The sequence below is a fragment of the Deltaproteobacteria bacterium genome (assembly GCA_016874735.1).
GTDB lineage: Bacteria > Bdellovibrionota_B > Oligoflexia > Oligoflexales > CAIYRB01 > CAIYRB01.
Map to the genome: position 1 here is coordinate 26,548 of VGTI01000004.1, position 14,484 is coordinate 41,031.

Below are 14,484 nucleotides of genomic sequence, written 5' to 3' on the forward strand. Positions count from 1 at the left end.
TCGTAAGCATTTTATTTTTGGCACAAGGTCTGCGCCCTCGCGTACAATAGCGAACAAGCTAATCTTGCTCCACATAAGGATGGTGTCCTCATGCTCAAAGAGCCAATCTTGATCGCCCTTAGTGTAGTCACGCTGTCAGCTTGTCGCACCACGGATAGAAAATCGCCAGCTCCCATTAGCGCTCCAGAGCGCCCGCGCAGCCTAGAGCTAGCTCACAGCGAGCCGACCAAATTTTATGCTCTCAACAAAGATGAGTCTCAAGCGACCTACCTCACCATGCTCAAGATCGAAATGGAGGCCGGTACCGAAGTACCCGCCGCCAAGCAGCATTCCGTGCGGGGAGTTGTTGAATGTCGCCAAATGGGCACCATACAAAATTGTCTACTAAGAGTCTCCCTAGCCGGCGACGAGTCTGCCCCGGTACAGCCACTCGACGCAAAGATGACGTCCCGAGCGCTGAATTTTGCTCTCGAACGGCGCCCCGACATCAAGGACGAGGGCGTCATCGTTTCTGACCTGATCTGTGATTATATAGGTAAGAAAAGCCCACCCTTTCAACTGGAGGACGTGCGCTGCTATTTCGATCAGCCCCGACTGCCAAACGAGGCCGTATTTGAGGGGAAAATTGCCCAGGAGTTGGGCGAAGCTATTCGCGGCGACGCCGTTTATGGCACCAACATAGTTCAGTTGAACGGCGCCCTTTTCTGCCACTGGCTGGCGGTATCAAAGCGTAGCGTTTGCATCACCAGAACTAACGTCAACGGGGTGCTTCAGGAGTCAGTGGTCGAGCTTAGTGCAGCTGCATCGTATACCGCGTCCCGCCGGCTGCGTCAGGCCGTGATAGATCAAAGCCACATTGGTAGTGTGGTCGTAGCTAAAGATCCGTCAATTGACGACAAATCTGCTATGCCACGTGAGTTAATGAGCTCTCTCGTATGCGTAGTCGACAACACGCGTATTGAGCTAGATGGCGAGCGTACCTATCTATGTCGTGCCCGCATTTGAGGAGTGGCCGCACTTGATTTAACGAAAGGCCCGTACCTCATCGATGACCCAGGTCAGCGACTCGGGCGGTGTGTGCGGCAGTAGTCCATGCCCAACATTAAAAATATGGCCCTTCAGTTTCAGTTCGCGAGCTTCCTGCAGAATTCTGCGAACACGCTCTCGCACGGTGGATTCTGGCGCGATCAAAATCTGAGGATCTAAGTTGCCTTGAACTGCGACGTCTAGACCTACATCCCGCAGCGTTTTACTCGCCGCGGTCAACGTGGTCCGCCAATCCACTGAGATCACATCAACGTCGAGACCGGCCAGATTAAACATACGGTCCGTACCCTGCCCTGGGAAGTAGGTCACCGGCACACCGAGAGTGCGAGCGTAAGCCGTCACCTTATTCGTCACGGGGAATACAAGATTACGGTAGTCAAAGCCGGTCAACTGGCCAGCCCATGTATCAAAAAGCATCAGTGCATCAGCACCACTCTTAACCTGCATAGCCAAATAGTCGCAGGTAACATCGGCGATAAGGTCAAGTAGTCCGGCAAAAACTGCCGGCTCTCTAAAAAGTAGGCGTTTCACCTCTGTGAAGGTCTTACTACCCCCACCCTCGATCATGTAGCTAGCCACTGTAAATGGAGCCCCGGCAAACCCAATCATGGTCTGGTCGGAACGCAAACCAGCTTTTGTTTTTGCAATGGCTTCACCGACATAGCCTAAATCCCTCACTGCGTCAGCCCGCTTCAGGCGGCCTAAATCGGTAGCCGATCTCACCGGCTGCGATAAAACCGGACCCTCGCCCTTATCAAAGGTCAAAGTTTGACCCATGGCAGTGCAGGGAATCAAAATATCGGAAAAAATAATTGCCGCATCAAGATCATAACGACGCAAGGGCTGCAGCGTCACCTCAGCAGCCAACTCCGGACTACGACATAAATCGACAAAAGCGACCTTGGATCTAACCTCCCTATATTCCGGTAGGTAGCGACCAGCCTGGCGCATGAACCAAATCGGTTGGCGCGTTGGAGTCAGGCCTCGAGCGGCAGCAACAAGTGGCTTCACAGTTGAGTTACTCATAATCAAGTCATCCGCAGGTTAGACAGCTGCATCCTAGCATGAGAAAATCATACTAGTATACCCTGTCCTCACCCCGCGCAGCCGCGCACTGCCTAAAGAATTCACCCGCTAAATGTCACAAAAACATCAAGCCATCGCTGCCGATGTGCCGGAAGATCAGTTGATTCAGCTGGTCGAGGCATATCAACATCGTGTCTTCAGTCTCGAGGCTGAACTACACGAGCATGCGCGAGGCGGTGCACTGAGCGAAGGTGATTATAAGCGACGCCTAAAAGCAGTGCATGATCTTCATGCCGACCTCCGAGAACTAGTGGGTTGGGCGCGCTCAGCAGTTGATAGCGACGTCACGCATCGTGATATCGGCTTGCCTATCATAGGTTCGTGTACGCCTGCTGAGGCCCGGGTCTGCGCGGTTTATCTCAAAGAAAAGGGCGCTCAGTTGAAATCTCTCCGCACCAAAGTGGAGCGAGTACATAAGTGGCTCGAGGATGCCCTGCGCGGGAACGTTGGCTCCGTCCGTCTAACGCTACGCTTGAGCAAATTACGACAAATGACCCTACAGACTGAGCAAAACACGACCGATCTGCGTGAACGCAGTGTCGTCTTAGCGCGCCAAGTGACCGAACTCGCCAACCAGACACCCAGGGGACGCGATCACGGACTGACCACGCTGAAGGCGCTTCAGTCTCTATTCAGGCGCATCGACACCTCCACGCAAAGGGTGGCTAAGCTCACGACGTCGATCAAGCGAGAGGAGCTCAAGACCCAGGAGATGCGCGCCTGGCTTCAAAAGGAAAGATCCGAACGTGCGGAGCGATGGCCGGCGATGGAGCCTCCGACACCACTTGCTATGTCCCAGTCCATAACCGGTTGCGGCATAGACCCCGCAAGCTGGCGAGTAAAAGGCCGTAAAGAGCTTGCCGTCGTTGAACAGTTTCACGCGACAGAAGTCATGCCAGTGAGCGGTGGAGCCCAAAAGGAAGCCGCTGCCATGGCCACGCGCATCCTGGCGGAGGTGCAGCAGTGAACCTCACGAGCTGGGATCAACAATTTGACAAACTCGCCGACGAGTGTGACCAGCTGCTCGATCAGCAAAGCCGCTCGCGCGTCGGTCATGATCGAGCTTTTACGCTGCGTAAAATAAGCATTATGCAAGAGCAAGATCTGCTTGAAGAGCAGATTGATCGCCTACGTCAGTTGGCCGGTCGCGATGCTTTTTTGCTCCCTCGCGAAAAAGCCCTCATGCACGGGGCACGGATCTTCGTGGATCGCATCACGGAATATGACTGCCTCAGATCCGATCTCTTGGCTCAGGGGCTTTGGTTTAACCTGCTGAAAACGCGGCTGCTCGGGAAAACAGTAACCCGGTCACAAGACTTTGACAACCTGGCCAGCGCTGACATTGTTGCTCTTTCCGTTCGCCAGCGCAGCCTGACCGCTACAGAAAACTACCTCGAAGCGAGGCTCGTACAGTTGGATCAAAGGCGGCGTGATTTGATGATTAGTTATCAACAGCTTGATATCGAGGATGCAAATCGTTGTGCCTCTGTCACCTATGCTACGCGCCTCGGCCCAGATCCAGTCTCTGCCTCCTCGAGCCCCCTGATGACTCAATTAAAGTTTTTCCTGGCAGCGGTCAAAGCTGATTCAGTAGCTAGGCCTGGCATTCATCAGCGCCTATTACAGCAAAAGGAGCGCCTTGAAGAGCGCACCTCTGGCATTTTGGCGCTTTGCCGTTCTTTCATCTTCAGATGTCTAAAGTTAGCCTCTCCAGCTCCCAAAGACCGGCCCCTAGACCAGGAAATCCTGAGTATAGGCCGTCGGCTTGGTCGTATAGATCGCCTTGCCACACGAACTGCAGAAGAACTTGCGGCCGCCTTGACCCTACCGGTGGACACAGCCAAGACGCCAATCCGCGTGCAAAAAACTCTGAAAACGAATAAAAAGAAGAAATAGACAAGTCAGTCCCTTAAAACCCGACTGACGCAGAATCGTCGTGATACTGCGCCTATTACACTTTACGGAGAATCGATTCCATGAGCATAGCGCCACTAACCACATTGACCAGTGATGAAGAACTATTTGTCAACGAGGTCGACAAATTTGCTCACACGCAAATTAAACCTCTGGTTCACAGCATGGACGAGACCGAGACGGCTGATAAAAAATTGCTAGGACAGCTATTTGAAATGGGGCTCATGGGCATCGAGGTCCCTACCGAATATGGTGGTGCTGGCGGCACCTTCATGATGGCAATCCTTGCCGTTGAAGCGCTCGCAAAGGTAGACCCGTCAATTTCTGTGGTGTGTGACGTACAGAACACCTTGGTCAATAATATCTTTCTGCGCTGGGGTAATCAGGAGCAAAAACAGAAATATTTACCAAGACTAACCAGTCGCGATATTGGTTCCTACTGTCTCACGGAGGCAAACAGTGGCTCGGATGCATTCGCCATGCAGGCGCGTGCCGTCGACCAAGGCGACCACTTCCGCCTAACCGGCAAGAAGGTGTTTATCACCAATGCCAAAGAGGCCAACATTTTCGTGGTATTTGCCAACGCCAAACCGGAGCTTGGTTACAAAGGCATTACTGGTTTCATCGTCGAAAAAGATATGCCGGGATTTGCCCTGGGCAAGAAGGAAGTTAAACTCGGCATCCGCGCCTCGAGTACCTGCGAGGTATTGCTCAACGACGTAAAAGTGCCCAAAAGTCACATCTTGGGTGAAGTTGGGGTCGGCTACAAAATCGCTATCGAAACGCTCAACGAAGGGCGGATCGGTATTGCAGCCCAGATGCTTGGGTTGGCCGAAGGCGCTTTGGCGGGGGCTCTCACCTACGCCAACCAAAGAGAGCAATTTGGCAAGAAAATCAAGGAGTTTCAAGGCATCCAGATGCAACTCGCCGAACTCGCCACCAAAGTCGAAGCCGCCAAGCTGATGGTCTACAATGCGGCAAGACTGAAAGATGCCAAAAAGCCGTTTATCAAAGAAGCCGCCATGGCCAAATACCTGGTCTCGGAAATTGCTGAAGAGGTCGCGTCGCGCGCTCTTGAGGTTTACGGCGGCTACGGCTTCATTAAAGAATTCCCTGCAGAGAAGTTTTACCGTGACGTGAAGATCGGCAAACTTTACGAGGGCACTTCAAACATGCAACTCACCACCATCTTCAAGCTTATCGATGCCAGCAAGTAAACGAACTGGGATTTGGTCCACGTGCCTTATTACCGCTGTGCTGGTGGGCCAGGCCTTACCAGCACAGGCTCATGATCCACGGTTAAGAGCAGATTTAATTGATTCTCTGGGCCCTATCATCTGTGAAGGTGAACATGAGGCTAAGCCCTCAAGGCTTTGGAAGCGTGGAGTATTCGACTCCCAGATTGATAGCCAGCTGTTAGCGGTCAAAAATGCGTCAGTCTCCCCTAGGGCGCTTTTAGCAAAACGAGCGCGCAGTATGGCTACGCTGCGTCATGCGGGCGGCTATTCCTACGGGCTATGTACCGACGGTACCCGCGGCTGGATTGCTAGTCTCCGCGCTCCAGCACCGGTAAATATTGGGCCCAAAGGGCCGTGGCTGCAGCTTCCGGAGTCGCTCCTGAATAACGAATGTAGCGGCTATCAGATTGATTTTGCCAGCGCTGACGACGCCCACGTGCGATCCATTGCCTCTGGCGTTACTAAACTCAACATGACAGATCTTGGTCGGGGCGTCATAAGTATTAGCTGTCAAACCAAGACTCCCAAATGGCGCGGCCCGGTCCTTTGGTACCTAGTTCCGGCCTCTCTACCGGAGGATTCTCAGGCGCCATTTTCTGATACGTTTTCGACGGGACCTAAGACTGACGTCTCAGCTTCGAAGCTCCTGCTCGCTTGGATAAACAAGGTGCGGCAGAATCAAAATTTGAGTCAGCTCCAAATCCATGCAGCCCTTAACGAGGCTGCTTACCGGCTCGCCGTCGATCGGTCGGTAGACCACAACCGCACCGCCCTGAGTGGGAGCTCAAATCTACTTGCGAAACAAGGGGTTAAGCTTTTGGCCGAAGATCGCGTTCGGGCTGAGAATTTAGCAACGATGACCTGGCTTCTTTGGTTTTCGCCTCGCCATCGCGCCTCGCTCCTGCGACCAGATGCCACCTTCATTGGTATCGATATCAGTACGGATCAAGGCCAAAGCTTAGGCATCCTCTTGCTAGGTAATCAGATGAATCAAAGCACCTGACAGTCGATAAATATATTAACCGGCTTAAATGGTAGAAAGAGTACGACGGCGGTTCTGTGCTCCTTCTGGCTTGCTGGTCCTGTTGAGTCATGCCTGACAAAGATATCCTGACCTTTTTCAAAGACCGCAAAGCGTCCACTGTCTTTGTGGTACATCAGAGCACGTACAAGATATGGTTTACGTCCGGCAAAATCCGTCGACCTTCCAGTGATTTGATTAACCTCAGGCACGGTCAGTTCGACCACCGAGGACTGCTCCAGTTTTTTCACAGCTACTGCCGGGTCCTGAACCGCAATCACATATTTATCATCGAGTTCCTGACTTTCAACCCAGCCCTCTCCCGCAAAATTGAACCAAGGCTCACGTCGTTTAGCCTCCTCGGCGAACTCCTTGTATAGGCCCTCATTTTGGTCTAGGCAGCGCTTAAGGTCGTTGCCCTGTCGTCCTGTCGGATTGCAAAACTCTGGACCACTGTAGCGACTTGGATCCGGATCAACGACACCGAGTTCGGAGGCTGAGGCTATTTTCCCACTGTCGTCTGACTTAGGGTGCGTACAACTCAGAATAATGCTGGCAAGGCAAAGGCTGAGAGATCCTAGACGCCACATGAAAATCTCCTGCAGGACAATCATTAGAGACTTGAGGCAATTTGTCCTTCAATTATGCCCCTAATCCTAATATCGCGCCATACTTGGGTCAAATGTGTCGATCCATGCCAATATACCACCACGGAGACTGACAGCTTGATCGTAGCCATGATCGCGCAGTTGGGCGACGGCCTGAGCACTGCGAGCGCCTCCTTTGCAATGGACGACAAGTGGCCGGTCAACAGCCAAATATTCAAGCCGCCGCGCTAGTTCACCAAGAGGGATGTGTTTACTACCCTCCAACTTGCAAATGGCGACTTCAGCTTCAGTGCGTACATCAATTAGCTCAAATGGTACCGCCGCTAGTTTCATGGCATGGAGATCTTGCACTGTGATTTCCATCTGATCTCCAGGCCCGCTGCTTGGGGCACAGGCAACTTCACATGTATTTACGGCCGCGATGCTAGGACAGTCACCGCAGAGGGGGCATCCATGGTCACGCGCTAGACTGAGCTCGGACCAGCGCATACTGAGGGCATCGTAGGTCAGAATCCGCCCGACAAGCGACTCACCGATGCCCGTCACGAGTTTGATGGCCTCGGTCGCTTGCACGGATCCGATCACTCCTGGCAATACCCCTAGAACGCCGCCCTCAGCACAATTTGGCACCACTCCAGCCGCCGGTGGGCGGGGAAATAAGCAGCGATAGCAGGGGCCGTATGGGGGATAAAATAGGGACGCCTGACCTGCAAACCGCATGATTGAGCCATAGACGTAGGGCCTGGCAGTGAGGACACAAGCGTCGGTCACTAGGTAGCGCGTCGCAAAGTTGTCGCTGCCGTCAATGACAAGGTCATAATCCCGGACCAAATCTACGGCATTTTCGACCGTCAGCATCTCTGGATGGGTCTCGATCTGTATATCGGGATTGATGGTCTCGAGCCGCCTTGCAGCGACTTCGACCTTTTTTTGACCGACCTCAGCGCTGCTGTAAAGCAACTGGCGCTGCAGATTTGACAAGTCAACATGATCGCCATCGCAAAGTCCCAAGGTACCTATACCGGCAGCCGCCAGATACATCGCGGCCGGTGAACCTAATCCACCAACGCCGACAATTAAGATACGGCTTGCCTTCAATCGGCTTTGGCCCACCAAACCTAGCTCTGGCAAAAGCACATGACGGCTATAGCGCGCCAATTCCGTTGAGTTTAGAGTTACGCTCTCAGCTCTTTGAGCAATTTCAGCGGCTACCCGGAACAAATCCGTACCTCTTCTTGATGGCATCGACCTGATTGGTTATGGCCGCCATGGCCGGGTCGTTAAACCCAAAAGTGAAGTAATCCACGTCATATGGCGTGCCATCTGGTCTAAGTGGCACCGCCTGCCAAATCATGGTTCCACTGTAACCAGCATCGTTGGCGGCCTTGTACATAGCACCGATCCACTTAGCGCGATCTTTGTAATAGCCATGTGCTTTGACTTTTTCCATAAATTTGCTGGTATCTGAGGGCACGTAAATACTGAAGCCAGTCTCCTCCATAACGATGGGCTTGCCGGCCGCATGAGCTATTTCAGCACGATTCTTGATGACCTGAGGTACGTACCAGGAGTCAAATTCCTCCTGTGGTAAATTCCAGTTGTCGGGATAAAGGTGCACGGTCGCAAAGGAGACGTTCGGAAGGCTAATATTACGGTCGAAATCAACGCCTTTCAGCCCGTTGTGAACCCAAGCATGTTTGCTCTGATCACCCTTGATTCGGTAACCCTCTTCACCCGTGGAGATGAGATGGTTACTGTCGATGCTGCGCACGTAGCTCGTTATCTCAGACAGCCAGTGGTTAACAATTTCTCCAGGCTTCCCATTGGCAAATGACTTACAGCTTGGGTCCAAATGACCAGATGTCTCGTAACCATCCTCAGTGTGGGGCTCATTGGCAACTTCAATCGCCATGATGCCAGGATCATTCTTGTAGGCAATGCCACTCACAGTGTTCACCCTATTTAACATCGTGGCCACATAGGCTTTGTAAGCCTTAATGACATCGGCATTGCAGTAAAAGCTTTGTTTAGACTCAGATTTAACCCCGTAGGCATGCGTCCACCACTCCATACCGCAGTAGGCGGGCTCGAAGTTGACGAACGGCAAAATCACTTTGAGGCCGGCGTTGCCGGCTGCAGCAATCACTCGATCTAGGTAGACGAGAGCCTGCTCCTCATATTCACCTTGGCGGTTAAGAATGGGCGGCGTGGCGTTACCTGAGTCAGGTAACCCGGCTTCCAGCATGCCATTGGTGGTACCACAAGCGAACCCCCAGAGGCGCAACACCCTCATGCCTGAGCCATGTATTTTTGACATAATATCGGTGACTTCCTGGTCCGTGTACAGATTATCACGGAGTCCAACCCGGTAGAAGTTGGTACCCTGAAAGACAAATGGTTTGCCCGCCAAGATAAAGTTGGTCGCCTCGACACGGACAAATTCTTGGCGTGGATCAGGGTTGGCAAGTGCTTGGGTTTGGTCAGTGCGCACGCGACTTGACGAACTCGTCTTGCACGCAAAGAGCACAGATACTGCAGCCAAAGCGGCGTGCATGGCAAAACTATTTCCCATCACATTAAACTCCATCGTGAGCCACGCAAGATCGGGGCATGCGAGGATAGGGCAGTTGATCGTGTGTCTATTCTAGCCCTATCAGGCTGGTCATGCTATCCAAGAAGCCTCCTTTGCCAATGAGGTAGAAGTGGCCATAACTATTGATCCTAGTGAACTTGCTAAAGACTTTCGTCGAGACGTCCGCGAGCGCTTATCGCAGCTTGGTCGTCGGCTCAAGTTGGTTGGCTTCCTCTCCACCAACCAAACACCATCAAAGACTTATGCCAGCTACACTAAAGCCGGTTGCGACGATGTCGGCATCGACTTTGAATTGACTGAAGTCCCCAAGCTAGAATTAGAATCTGCGATTGACCGTGCCAATTCCGACCCAAATGTGCATGGCATCATCGTCTATTACCCTATTTTCAGTGGCGAGCATGACCGGTACATCAAGGACCTAGTGGACCATCGCAAGGATATTGAGGGGCTGCATACCTATTGGGCCAAAAAGCTCTACCACAACGATCGTTTCGTCGATGCAGCGAAGAGCAAGAAAGCCCTGCTTCCCTGCACACCGCTTGCCATAGTCAAGCTCCTGACCAAGGCCAGAACCACATTGGGTTGCCAACCAGGAAGTCTTCGACCGCTCGCGGGAGCCACTGTCTCGGTATTTAACCGTAGCGAAGTCGTCGGGCGCCCACTCGCTGCAATGCTTGCCAATGACGGTGCCGAGGTTTACTCATTTGACGTCGATGGCGTGCTGAAGTTTTCTGGAGGTCTCGTCGAAGAAGCGAAGATTACCCGATCAGTCGCCCTCAAAGCCTCTGATATTGTCGTGACGGGAGTACCATCCCGGGATTTTGAGTTGGTTTCACCAACCGAGATCAAAGCGGGGGCTATTTGTCTAAACTTTTCGACCCTACGCAATTTCACACCCGACATTGGGGAAAAGGCGGGTGTTTTCATTCCGAGGGTGGGCCCTATGACTGTCGCTATGGCACTGCGAAACACCCTCAGACTGTATGAGAATTACCATGCCTGATACCATTGGAAGGATCAGTGTTTCAAGATATTTGGATACACTTGCAAGTGACTCACCCGCACCTGGTGGCGGTGCTGTCGTTGCCCTCATGGGAGCACAGGCAGCCGGTCTCTTAGCGATGTCTCTCCGCATTTCGGTACAAAGCGAGGCGACGCTAAAACAAGCCGCTGCCCTGGACGCTGTACGGACAAGATTCCTGGCCCTTGCCGATGCTGATGCCGCCGCCTTTAGCGCCGTCATGGAGGCTTATAAACTCCCTGCAGATACCGACGCGGCCAAATCCAAGCGGAAAAACTCCATTCAAGATGCTTTCCGCCAGGCAACCCAAGTACCGCTGCAAGTTATGAATGAACTGGTGGCTCTCTATGACGAAGCCGATGCCGTGGCTGCTGCGGTCAAAGCCACGGTGGCAAGTGATGTTGGTGTGGCAACTCAGCTGATTCACGCGGCGCTCAAATCGAGTCGCTACAACCTCTGGATTAATCTTAAATATATCCAGGATGACAGCTTTAAAACTGCGGTATCAACGCAATCCAGACTGATATTGTCGGCCAGCAAATCGCGGCGTAATCAGTTGCACCGCCGTGTTAAAAGCCTCATTCAGAAATAGCTTTAGCCTTAACCTGGAAACTGCAAGGCTTCACAGGTCAAAGCCAGCGAACGAAGTATGTTGCTATCACCATCGTAGTTCGACCCGTAGGCGTCCCCGCAGAAAGCGAGGTGAGCCGTGTTGAAATTCTTGGTATTTAACTTAGTGAGCCAGCGTTTATCCGTATGCCCAGGCGACTGAGCCCAGGCCACAGGCAACAATGCCACAAAGCTAGTCTCCGAAATCGCGCCAGGGTAAAGTTGCTGAAGCTTTTTTCTCGCTCGCTTCAGAGCCTTAACAGCCTTAACAACGGCCGGAGCTTGTAAGGACAACTCAAAATCAATCGTCGCCTGAAAATAAATGGCATCAGTGCCATCACGGACGATTTGCACCTTTTCCGCCGGGACTATGGTGACATCGGGGATAGTATCTAGCGCCTCGCTTGAGACTATACGCTCCGAGAGGACCACTGCACTCACAGGCTTCGTCTTACTTGCGACTTGCAGGAGTGCGGGCGGCCAAAGAGTGCGCTTCAGCCATGAGGTCGCCTGCCATGGTGGCTGTGCCACTACTAGCGATTTCGAGCAGAAGCTACCTTGCGCGCAGTTGATCCGCCACGTGCCCTCCCGCCAGTCTGCATCGACGATCCGATTGGCCAAGGTAACGGCTACGGCACTTTGAAAACTAGGTTGTTCGATCAATTGCCGTATGGATCGCGACCAGTCACCCGTATGCAACCTACCGCTATGAAACCCCGCACGCTGCGCCAGGGCCTCTGGCGCTGAATCCCAAACATCAGGGATACCAAAAGCCATACCGAAGTGCTCTAGTACAACCGCTGCTGGAGCCTTACGCGTCTGTTTCCAATAATGCGAAAGGGCGTAGGATTTAGGGGCCTTGGAGGGAGTTGACGGAGTAGGGGAGTCGTCCTCGGCCGCCGATTCCACTGATTCATCGTCATCATCGTCGACAGTAGCAGCCACAGCCCCCTGCCTTACAATTTCTTCGACCTCAGGCCAATGTTTAGCCGCTGCCAAGCCCCCAAGAATACGGGCTCCTTTGGCCGTAAACCACAAGTCTATGTTCTGATGCGCAAGACGATTGCCAGCTAGTACGGCCACAGTGTGTTGCCGTTGCCCGGGTAATGCCGCTTCATCAAGGCTGATGCCATGGCTCTCAAGGACTTCCTGCCAGGCGTTGAGTAAGGAATCGGAAATCGCGCTGAGGCCATAACCGGGGCGCGGAAGCTCAACTGTGCCCTGACGCAACCGTCCCCCGAGCACGGGCTCTTTGTCGATCAGTAAAATTTTAGCATGCGGGTTCGCTACGGCGATCTTGGCCGCAGCCATGATGCCGCTGATACCGCCACCCGCAACGATTACGTCGTATAAATTTTCTGCACCCGAGGGTGCGACTGCCGTTGGTTCCATACCTTCATCATTCCCATATCTTGCACTTTGTAGTCCAGCGTCTATTTGCAATCACACGCGCAGCGCTGTAAGGTTGACGGCTATAATTTGTGAGGTAGTGATGGCAGCATCTACTCTGGAAGTTGCTCTCAGCGCACAGGGACTAAAAAAATACTATGGTGAGCTGAAGGCGGTAGACGATATCAGTCTTACTGTTAACCATGGAAGCTGCGTAGCCCTGCTCGGCCCTAACGGAGCGGGCAAAACAACAACTGTCGAAATGCTGGAGGGACTGCTTCCCCCCGACTCTGGTGAGGTCCAGATCCTGGGTCAGTCACTGACCAAGAACAGGCGTCAAATTTTGGAGCGGATCGGTGTGGTCTTGCAGGAAACCACCCTATACAAACGTTACACGGTGACCGAGACCGTCGCGCTGTTCGCGAGTTTCTACAAAAACTCCCTAGCCCCTGAAGTGGTCATCAACCGCCTCCATCTCACTGACAAAAAAGACACTCAGCTGAGGCATTTGTCGGGCGGACAGCGTCAACGTGTATACCTAGCTTGTGCGTTAGTTAATGACCCCCAGCTACTTTTCTTGGATGAACCCACTACAGGACTTGACCCGCAGGCACGACGCGCCATCTGGGATTTAGTGGGTGAGCTCAAGAAGGAAGGCCGCAGCATCCTCCTGACGACCCATTACATGGATGAGGCCGAGGCACTGGCTGATCACGTTTTGATCATAGACCATGGTAAGGTCATTGCCGAGGGGACTCCGCAGCAGTTAATCCGCGATACCTGCGGTGACACGGTACAACAAATCAGACATGGAACGCTTGAAGATGTCTTCATCAAACTCACGGGCCGGAGCATACGTGAGAGCTGATATGCAGCCCATATCCCAGCTCGCCAAGTCACGGCACGGCAACGCCTTTCTGGAAATGTGCAAGTGCCGCTGGCGCGAGTTTAGGCGTGAGCCATCGGCTTTCTTCTTTGTCATATTCATGCCGATCCTATGGATGGCTATTTTAGGCTTTGCCTTCTCAGGCGCCAAAAAGGAACGCTACGGAGTTGGGTGGCTCAACACAGTGAGCGCTGATTCCAGGACCCAGAGCATTCATGATGCACTAGCTAGGAACGACCAAATTAGACTGATTGAGGGTGATGAAGCAGCGTTGAGTTTAAGTATGATTCGCGGTGAGATCCTTGTCTTGCTGGCACCGCCGACAGGCGGTAGAGATTGGCACTACCAATTGGACGCCAACAATCGCGAGGCCACTAGGGCAAAAACGGCGCTGGATGATATCGTTCAAGCTGCCGCCGGGCGCCAGGACGTGATTAAGGTGGCCGAGGATTATGTCAAAGTGCCAGGTACGCGTTATATCGATTTTCTAGTCCCTGGACTGGTCGCACTCAGCATCATGACTTCTAGCCTCTTTGGGGTAGGTGCCACAATCGTCGTCAATCGGCGCGAAAATTTATTGAAGCGTTACTTGGTAACCCCCATGCAGCCTACGGCGTATATCTTGTCCCATGTCGTAGGCCGCTCTTTCATTCTTATAGTCGAACTGGCAGCCATACTGGTCGCAGGATTTGCCATGTTTAGGTTTCAGATACAGGGCAACTTGATCAGTTTTATTTTTATTTCCGCATTAGGGGCAGCAACCTTCACTGCGCTAGCCATGCTCTGTGGCTCCAGGACAAGCAATATGGCCGTCATGAATGGCATGACTAATTTGATTAGTGTGCCCATGATGATCGTGGCAGGTGTGTGGTTTGCTCGTTCAAACTTTCCGGATTGGATCGCTGATCCAGCTGCTTTTTTGCCATTAACAGCCCTTGTTGATGCTCTCCGTCGAGTCGCTCTGGAGGGTGCAGGCTTGGCCTCCGTCACATCAAATATTATGATACTATCAGTCTACTTAGTCGGTGCCACATTGGCAGCGCGGCGGTGGTTTAAGTGGTACTAATTTCGC

The 14,484-nt window shown here is 52.8% G+C and carries 14 protein-coding genes; 9 read left to right on the forward strand and 5 right to left on the reverse strand.

The window, feature by feature from the left end; translation table 11 throughout:
- The first annotated feature begins 90 nt into the window (after nucleotides 1-90).
- Nucleotides 91-1,005, forward strand: a complete 915-nt coding sequence (locus FJ146_03950) for a hypothetical protein (GenBank protein MBM4251099.1) — start codon at nucleotides 91-93, stop codon at nucleotides 1,003-1,005.
- An 18-nt stretch (nucleotides 1,006-1,023) separates the two neighbouring features.
- On the opposite strand, the gene hemE is transcribed toward FJ146_03950, so the two are convergent.
- A complete protein-coding gene (hemE, locus tag FJ146_03955) occupies nucleotides 1,024-2,073 on the reverse strand; it encodes a uroporphyrinogen decarboxylase (protein MBM4251100.1) in 1,050 nt (349 codons plus the stop codon).
- Between the two features lie 112 nt (nucleotides 2,074-2,185).
- Here hemE and FJ146_03960 point away from each other — a divergent pair, with 112 nt between their 5' ends.
- The 4 genes from FJ146_03960 to FJ146_03975 all read left to right on the forward strand — a co-directional run bounded on the left by FJ146_03960 (nucleotide 2,186) and on the right by FJ146_03975 (nucleotide 6,288).
- A complete protein-coding gene (locus FJ146_03960; protein ID MBM4251101.1) occupies nucleotides 2,186-3,100 on the forward strand; it encodes a hypothetical protein in 915 nt (304 codons plus the stop codon).
- Nucleotides 3,097-4,029 (forward strand): hypothetical protein, encoded by a 933-nt coding sequence (locus tag FJ146_03965; GenBank protein MBM4251102.1) that lies wholly within the window; start codon nucleotides 3,097-3,099, stop codon nucleotides 4,027-4,029. The genes FJ146_03960 and FJ146_03965 overlap by 4 nt, the downstream gene beginning before the upstream one ends.
- An 80-nt stretch (nucleotides 4,030-4,109) precedes the next feature.
- Complete coding sequence (locus tag FJ146_03970; GenBank protein MBM4251103.1) at nucleotides 4,110-5,264, forward strand: acyl-CoA dehydrogenase; 1,155 nt, start codon at nucleotides 4,110-4,112, stop codon at nucleotides 5,262-5,264.
- Nucleotides 5,251-6,288, forward strand: coding sequence for a CAP domain-containing protein (locus FJ146_03975; protein ID MBM4251104.1), 1,038 nt, complete (start codon nucleotides 5,251-5,253; stop codon nucleotides 6,286-6,288). Before FJ146_03970 ends, FJ146_03975 begins: the two co-directional genes overlap by 14 nt.
- Here the strand turns inward: FJ146_03975 and FJ146_03980 are convergent.
- From FJ146_03980 to FJ146_03990, 3 genes are all read right to left on the reverse strand, one after another.
- Nucleotides 6,276-6,896 carry a hypothetical protein gene (locus FJ146_03980; GenBank protein MBM4251105.1) on the reverse strand — a complete coding sequence of 207 codons (621 nt, stop codon included), beginning with the start codon at nucleotides 6,894-6,896 and terminating at the stop codon, nucleotides 6,276-6,278. The genes FJ146_03975 and FJ146_03980 overlap by 13 nt on opposite strands.
- A gap of 66 nt (nucleotides 6,897-6,962) precedes the next feature.
- On the reverse strand, nucleotides 6,963-8,159 hold the full coding sequence (gene moeB / locus FJ146_03985; protein MBM4251106.1) for a molybdopterin-synthase adenylyltransferase MoeB: 1,197 nt from the start codon (nucleotides 8,157-8,159) through the stop codon (nucleotides 6,963-6,965).
- On the reverse strand, nucleotides 8,116-9,501 hold the full coding sequence (locus tag FJ146_03990) for a hypothetical protein (GenBank protein ID MBM4251107.1): 1,386 nt from the start codon (nucleotides 9,499-9,501) through the stop codon (nucleotides 8,116-8,118). Before FJ146_03990 ends, moeB begins: the two co-directional genes overlap by 44 nt.
- A 121-nt stretch (nucleotides 9,502-9,622) precedes the next feature.
- Here FJ146_03990 and FJ146_03995 point away from each other — a divergent pair, with 121 nt between their 5' ends.
- Together FJ146_03995 and FJ146_04000 are read left to right on the forward strand one after the other, a co-directional pair.
- Nucleotides 9,623-10,510 (forward strand): bifunctional methylenetetrahydrofolate dehydrogenase/methenyltetrahydrofolate cyclohydrolase, encoded by an 888-nt coding sequence (locus FJ146_03995; protein MBM4251108.1) that lies wholly within the window; start codon nucleotides 9,623-9,625, stop codon nucleotides 10,508-10,510.
- Nucleotides 10,491-11,120 carry a cyclodeaminase/cyclohydrolase family protein gene (locus FJ146_04000; protein ID MBM4251109.1) on the forward strand — a complete coding sequence of 210 codons (630 nt, stop codon included), beginning with the start codon at nucleotides 10,491-10,493 and terminating at the stop codon, nucleotides 11,118-11,120. Before FJ146_03995 ends, FJ146_04000 begins: the two co-directional genes overlap by 20 nt.
- Before the next feature lie 8 nt (nucleotides 11,121-11,128).
- On the opposite strand, the gene FJ146_04005 is transcribed toward FJ146_04000, so the two are convergent.
- Nucleotides 11,129-12,529 carry an FAD-dependent oxidoreductase gene (locus tag FJ146_04005; protein MBM4251110.1) on the reverse strand — a complete coding sequence of 467 codons (1,401 nt, stop codon included), beginning with the start codon at nucleotides 12,527-12,529 and terminating at the stop codon, nucleotides 11,129-11,131.
- A 100-nt stretch (nucleotides 12,530-12,629) separates the two neighbouring features.
- Between FJ146_04005 and FJ146_04010 the strand changes: the two genes are divergently transcribed.
- Nucleotides 12,630-13,394 (forward strand): ABC transporter ATP-binding protein, encoded by a 765-nt coding sequence (locus FJ146_04010; protein MBM4251111.1) that lies wholly within the window; start codon nucleotides 12,630-12,632, stop codon nucleotides 13,392-13,394.
- The gene (locus FJ146_04015) at nucleotides 13,336-14,478 is read left to right on the forward strand and encodes an ABC transporter permease (protein ID MBM4251112.1); all 1,143 of its coding nucleotides are present in this window, start codon (nucleotides 13,336-13,338) and stop codon (nucleotides 14,476-14,478) included. Before FJ146_04010 ends, FJ146_04015 begins: the two co-directional genes overlap by 59 nt.
- Nucleotides 14,479-14,484 lie beyond the last annotated feature (6 nt).

Coding starts and splice junctions, on each gene's coding strand:
- FJ146_03950 (MBM4251099.1), top strand. CDS start 91: ATGCTCAAAGAGCCAATCTTGATCGCCCTTAGTGTAGTCACGCTGTCA.
- hemE (MBM4251100.1), bottom strand. CDS start 2,073: ATGAGTAACTCAACTGTGAAGCCACTTGTTGCTGCCGCTCGAGGCCTG.
- FJ146_03960 (MBM4251101.1), top strand. CDS start 2,186: ATGTCACAAAAACATCAAGCCATCGCTGCCGATGTGCCGGAAGATCAG.
- FJ146_03970 (MBM4251103.1), top strand. CDS start 4,110: ATGAGCATAGCGCCACTAACCACATTGACCAGTGATGAAGAACTATTT.
- FJ146_03975 (MBM4251104.1), top strand. CDS start 5,251: ATGCCAGCAAGTAAACGAACTGGGATTTGGTCCACGTGCCTTATTACC.
- FJ146_03980 (MBM4251105.1), bottom strand. CDS start 6,896: ATGTGGCGTCTAGGATCTCTCAGCCTTTGCCTTGCCAGCATTATTCTG.
- moeB (MBM4251106.1), bottom strand. CDS start 8,159: ATGCCATCAAGAAGAGGTACGGATTTGTTCCGGGTAGCCGCTGAAATT.
- FJ146_03990 (MBM4251107.1), bottom strand. CDS start 9,501: ATGGAGTTTAATGTGATGGGAAATAGTTTTGCCATGCACGCCGCTTTG.
- FJ146_04000 (MBM4251109.1), top strand. CDS start 10,491: ATGAGAATTACCATGCCTGATACCATTGGAAGGATCAGTGTTTCAAGA.
- FJ146_04005 (MBM4251110.1), bottom strand. CDS start 12,529: ATGGAACCAACGGCAGTCGCACCCTCGGGTGCAGAAAATTTATACGAC.
- FJ146_04010 (MBM4251111.1), top strand. CDS start 12,630: ATGGCAGCATCTACTCTGGAAGTTGCTCTCAGCGCACAGGGACTAAAA.
- FJ146_04015 (MBM4251112.1), top strand. CDS start 13,336: ATGGAACGCTTGAAGATGTCTTCATCAAACTCACGGGCCGGAGCATAC.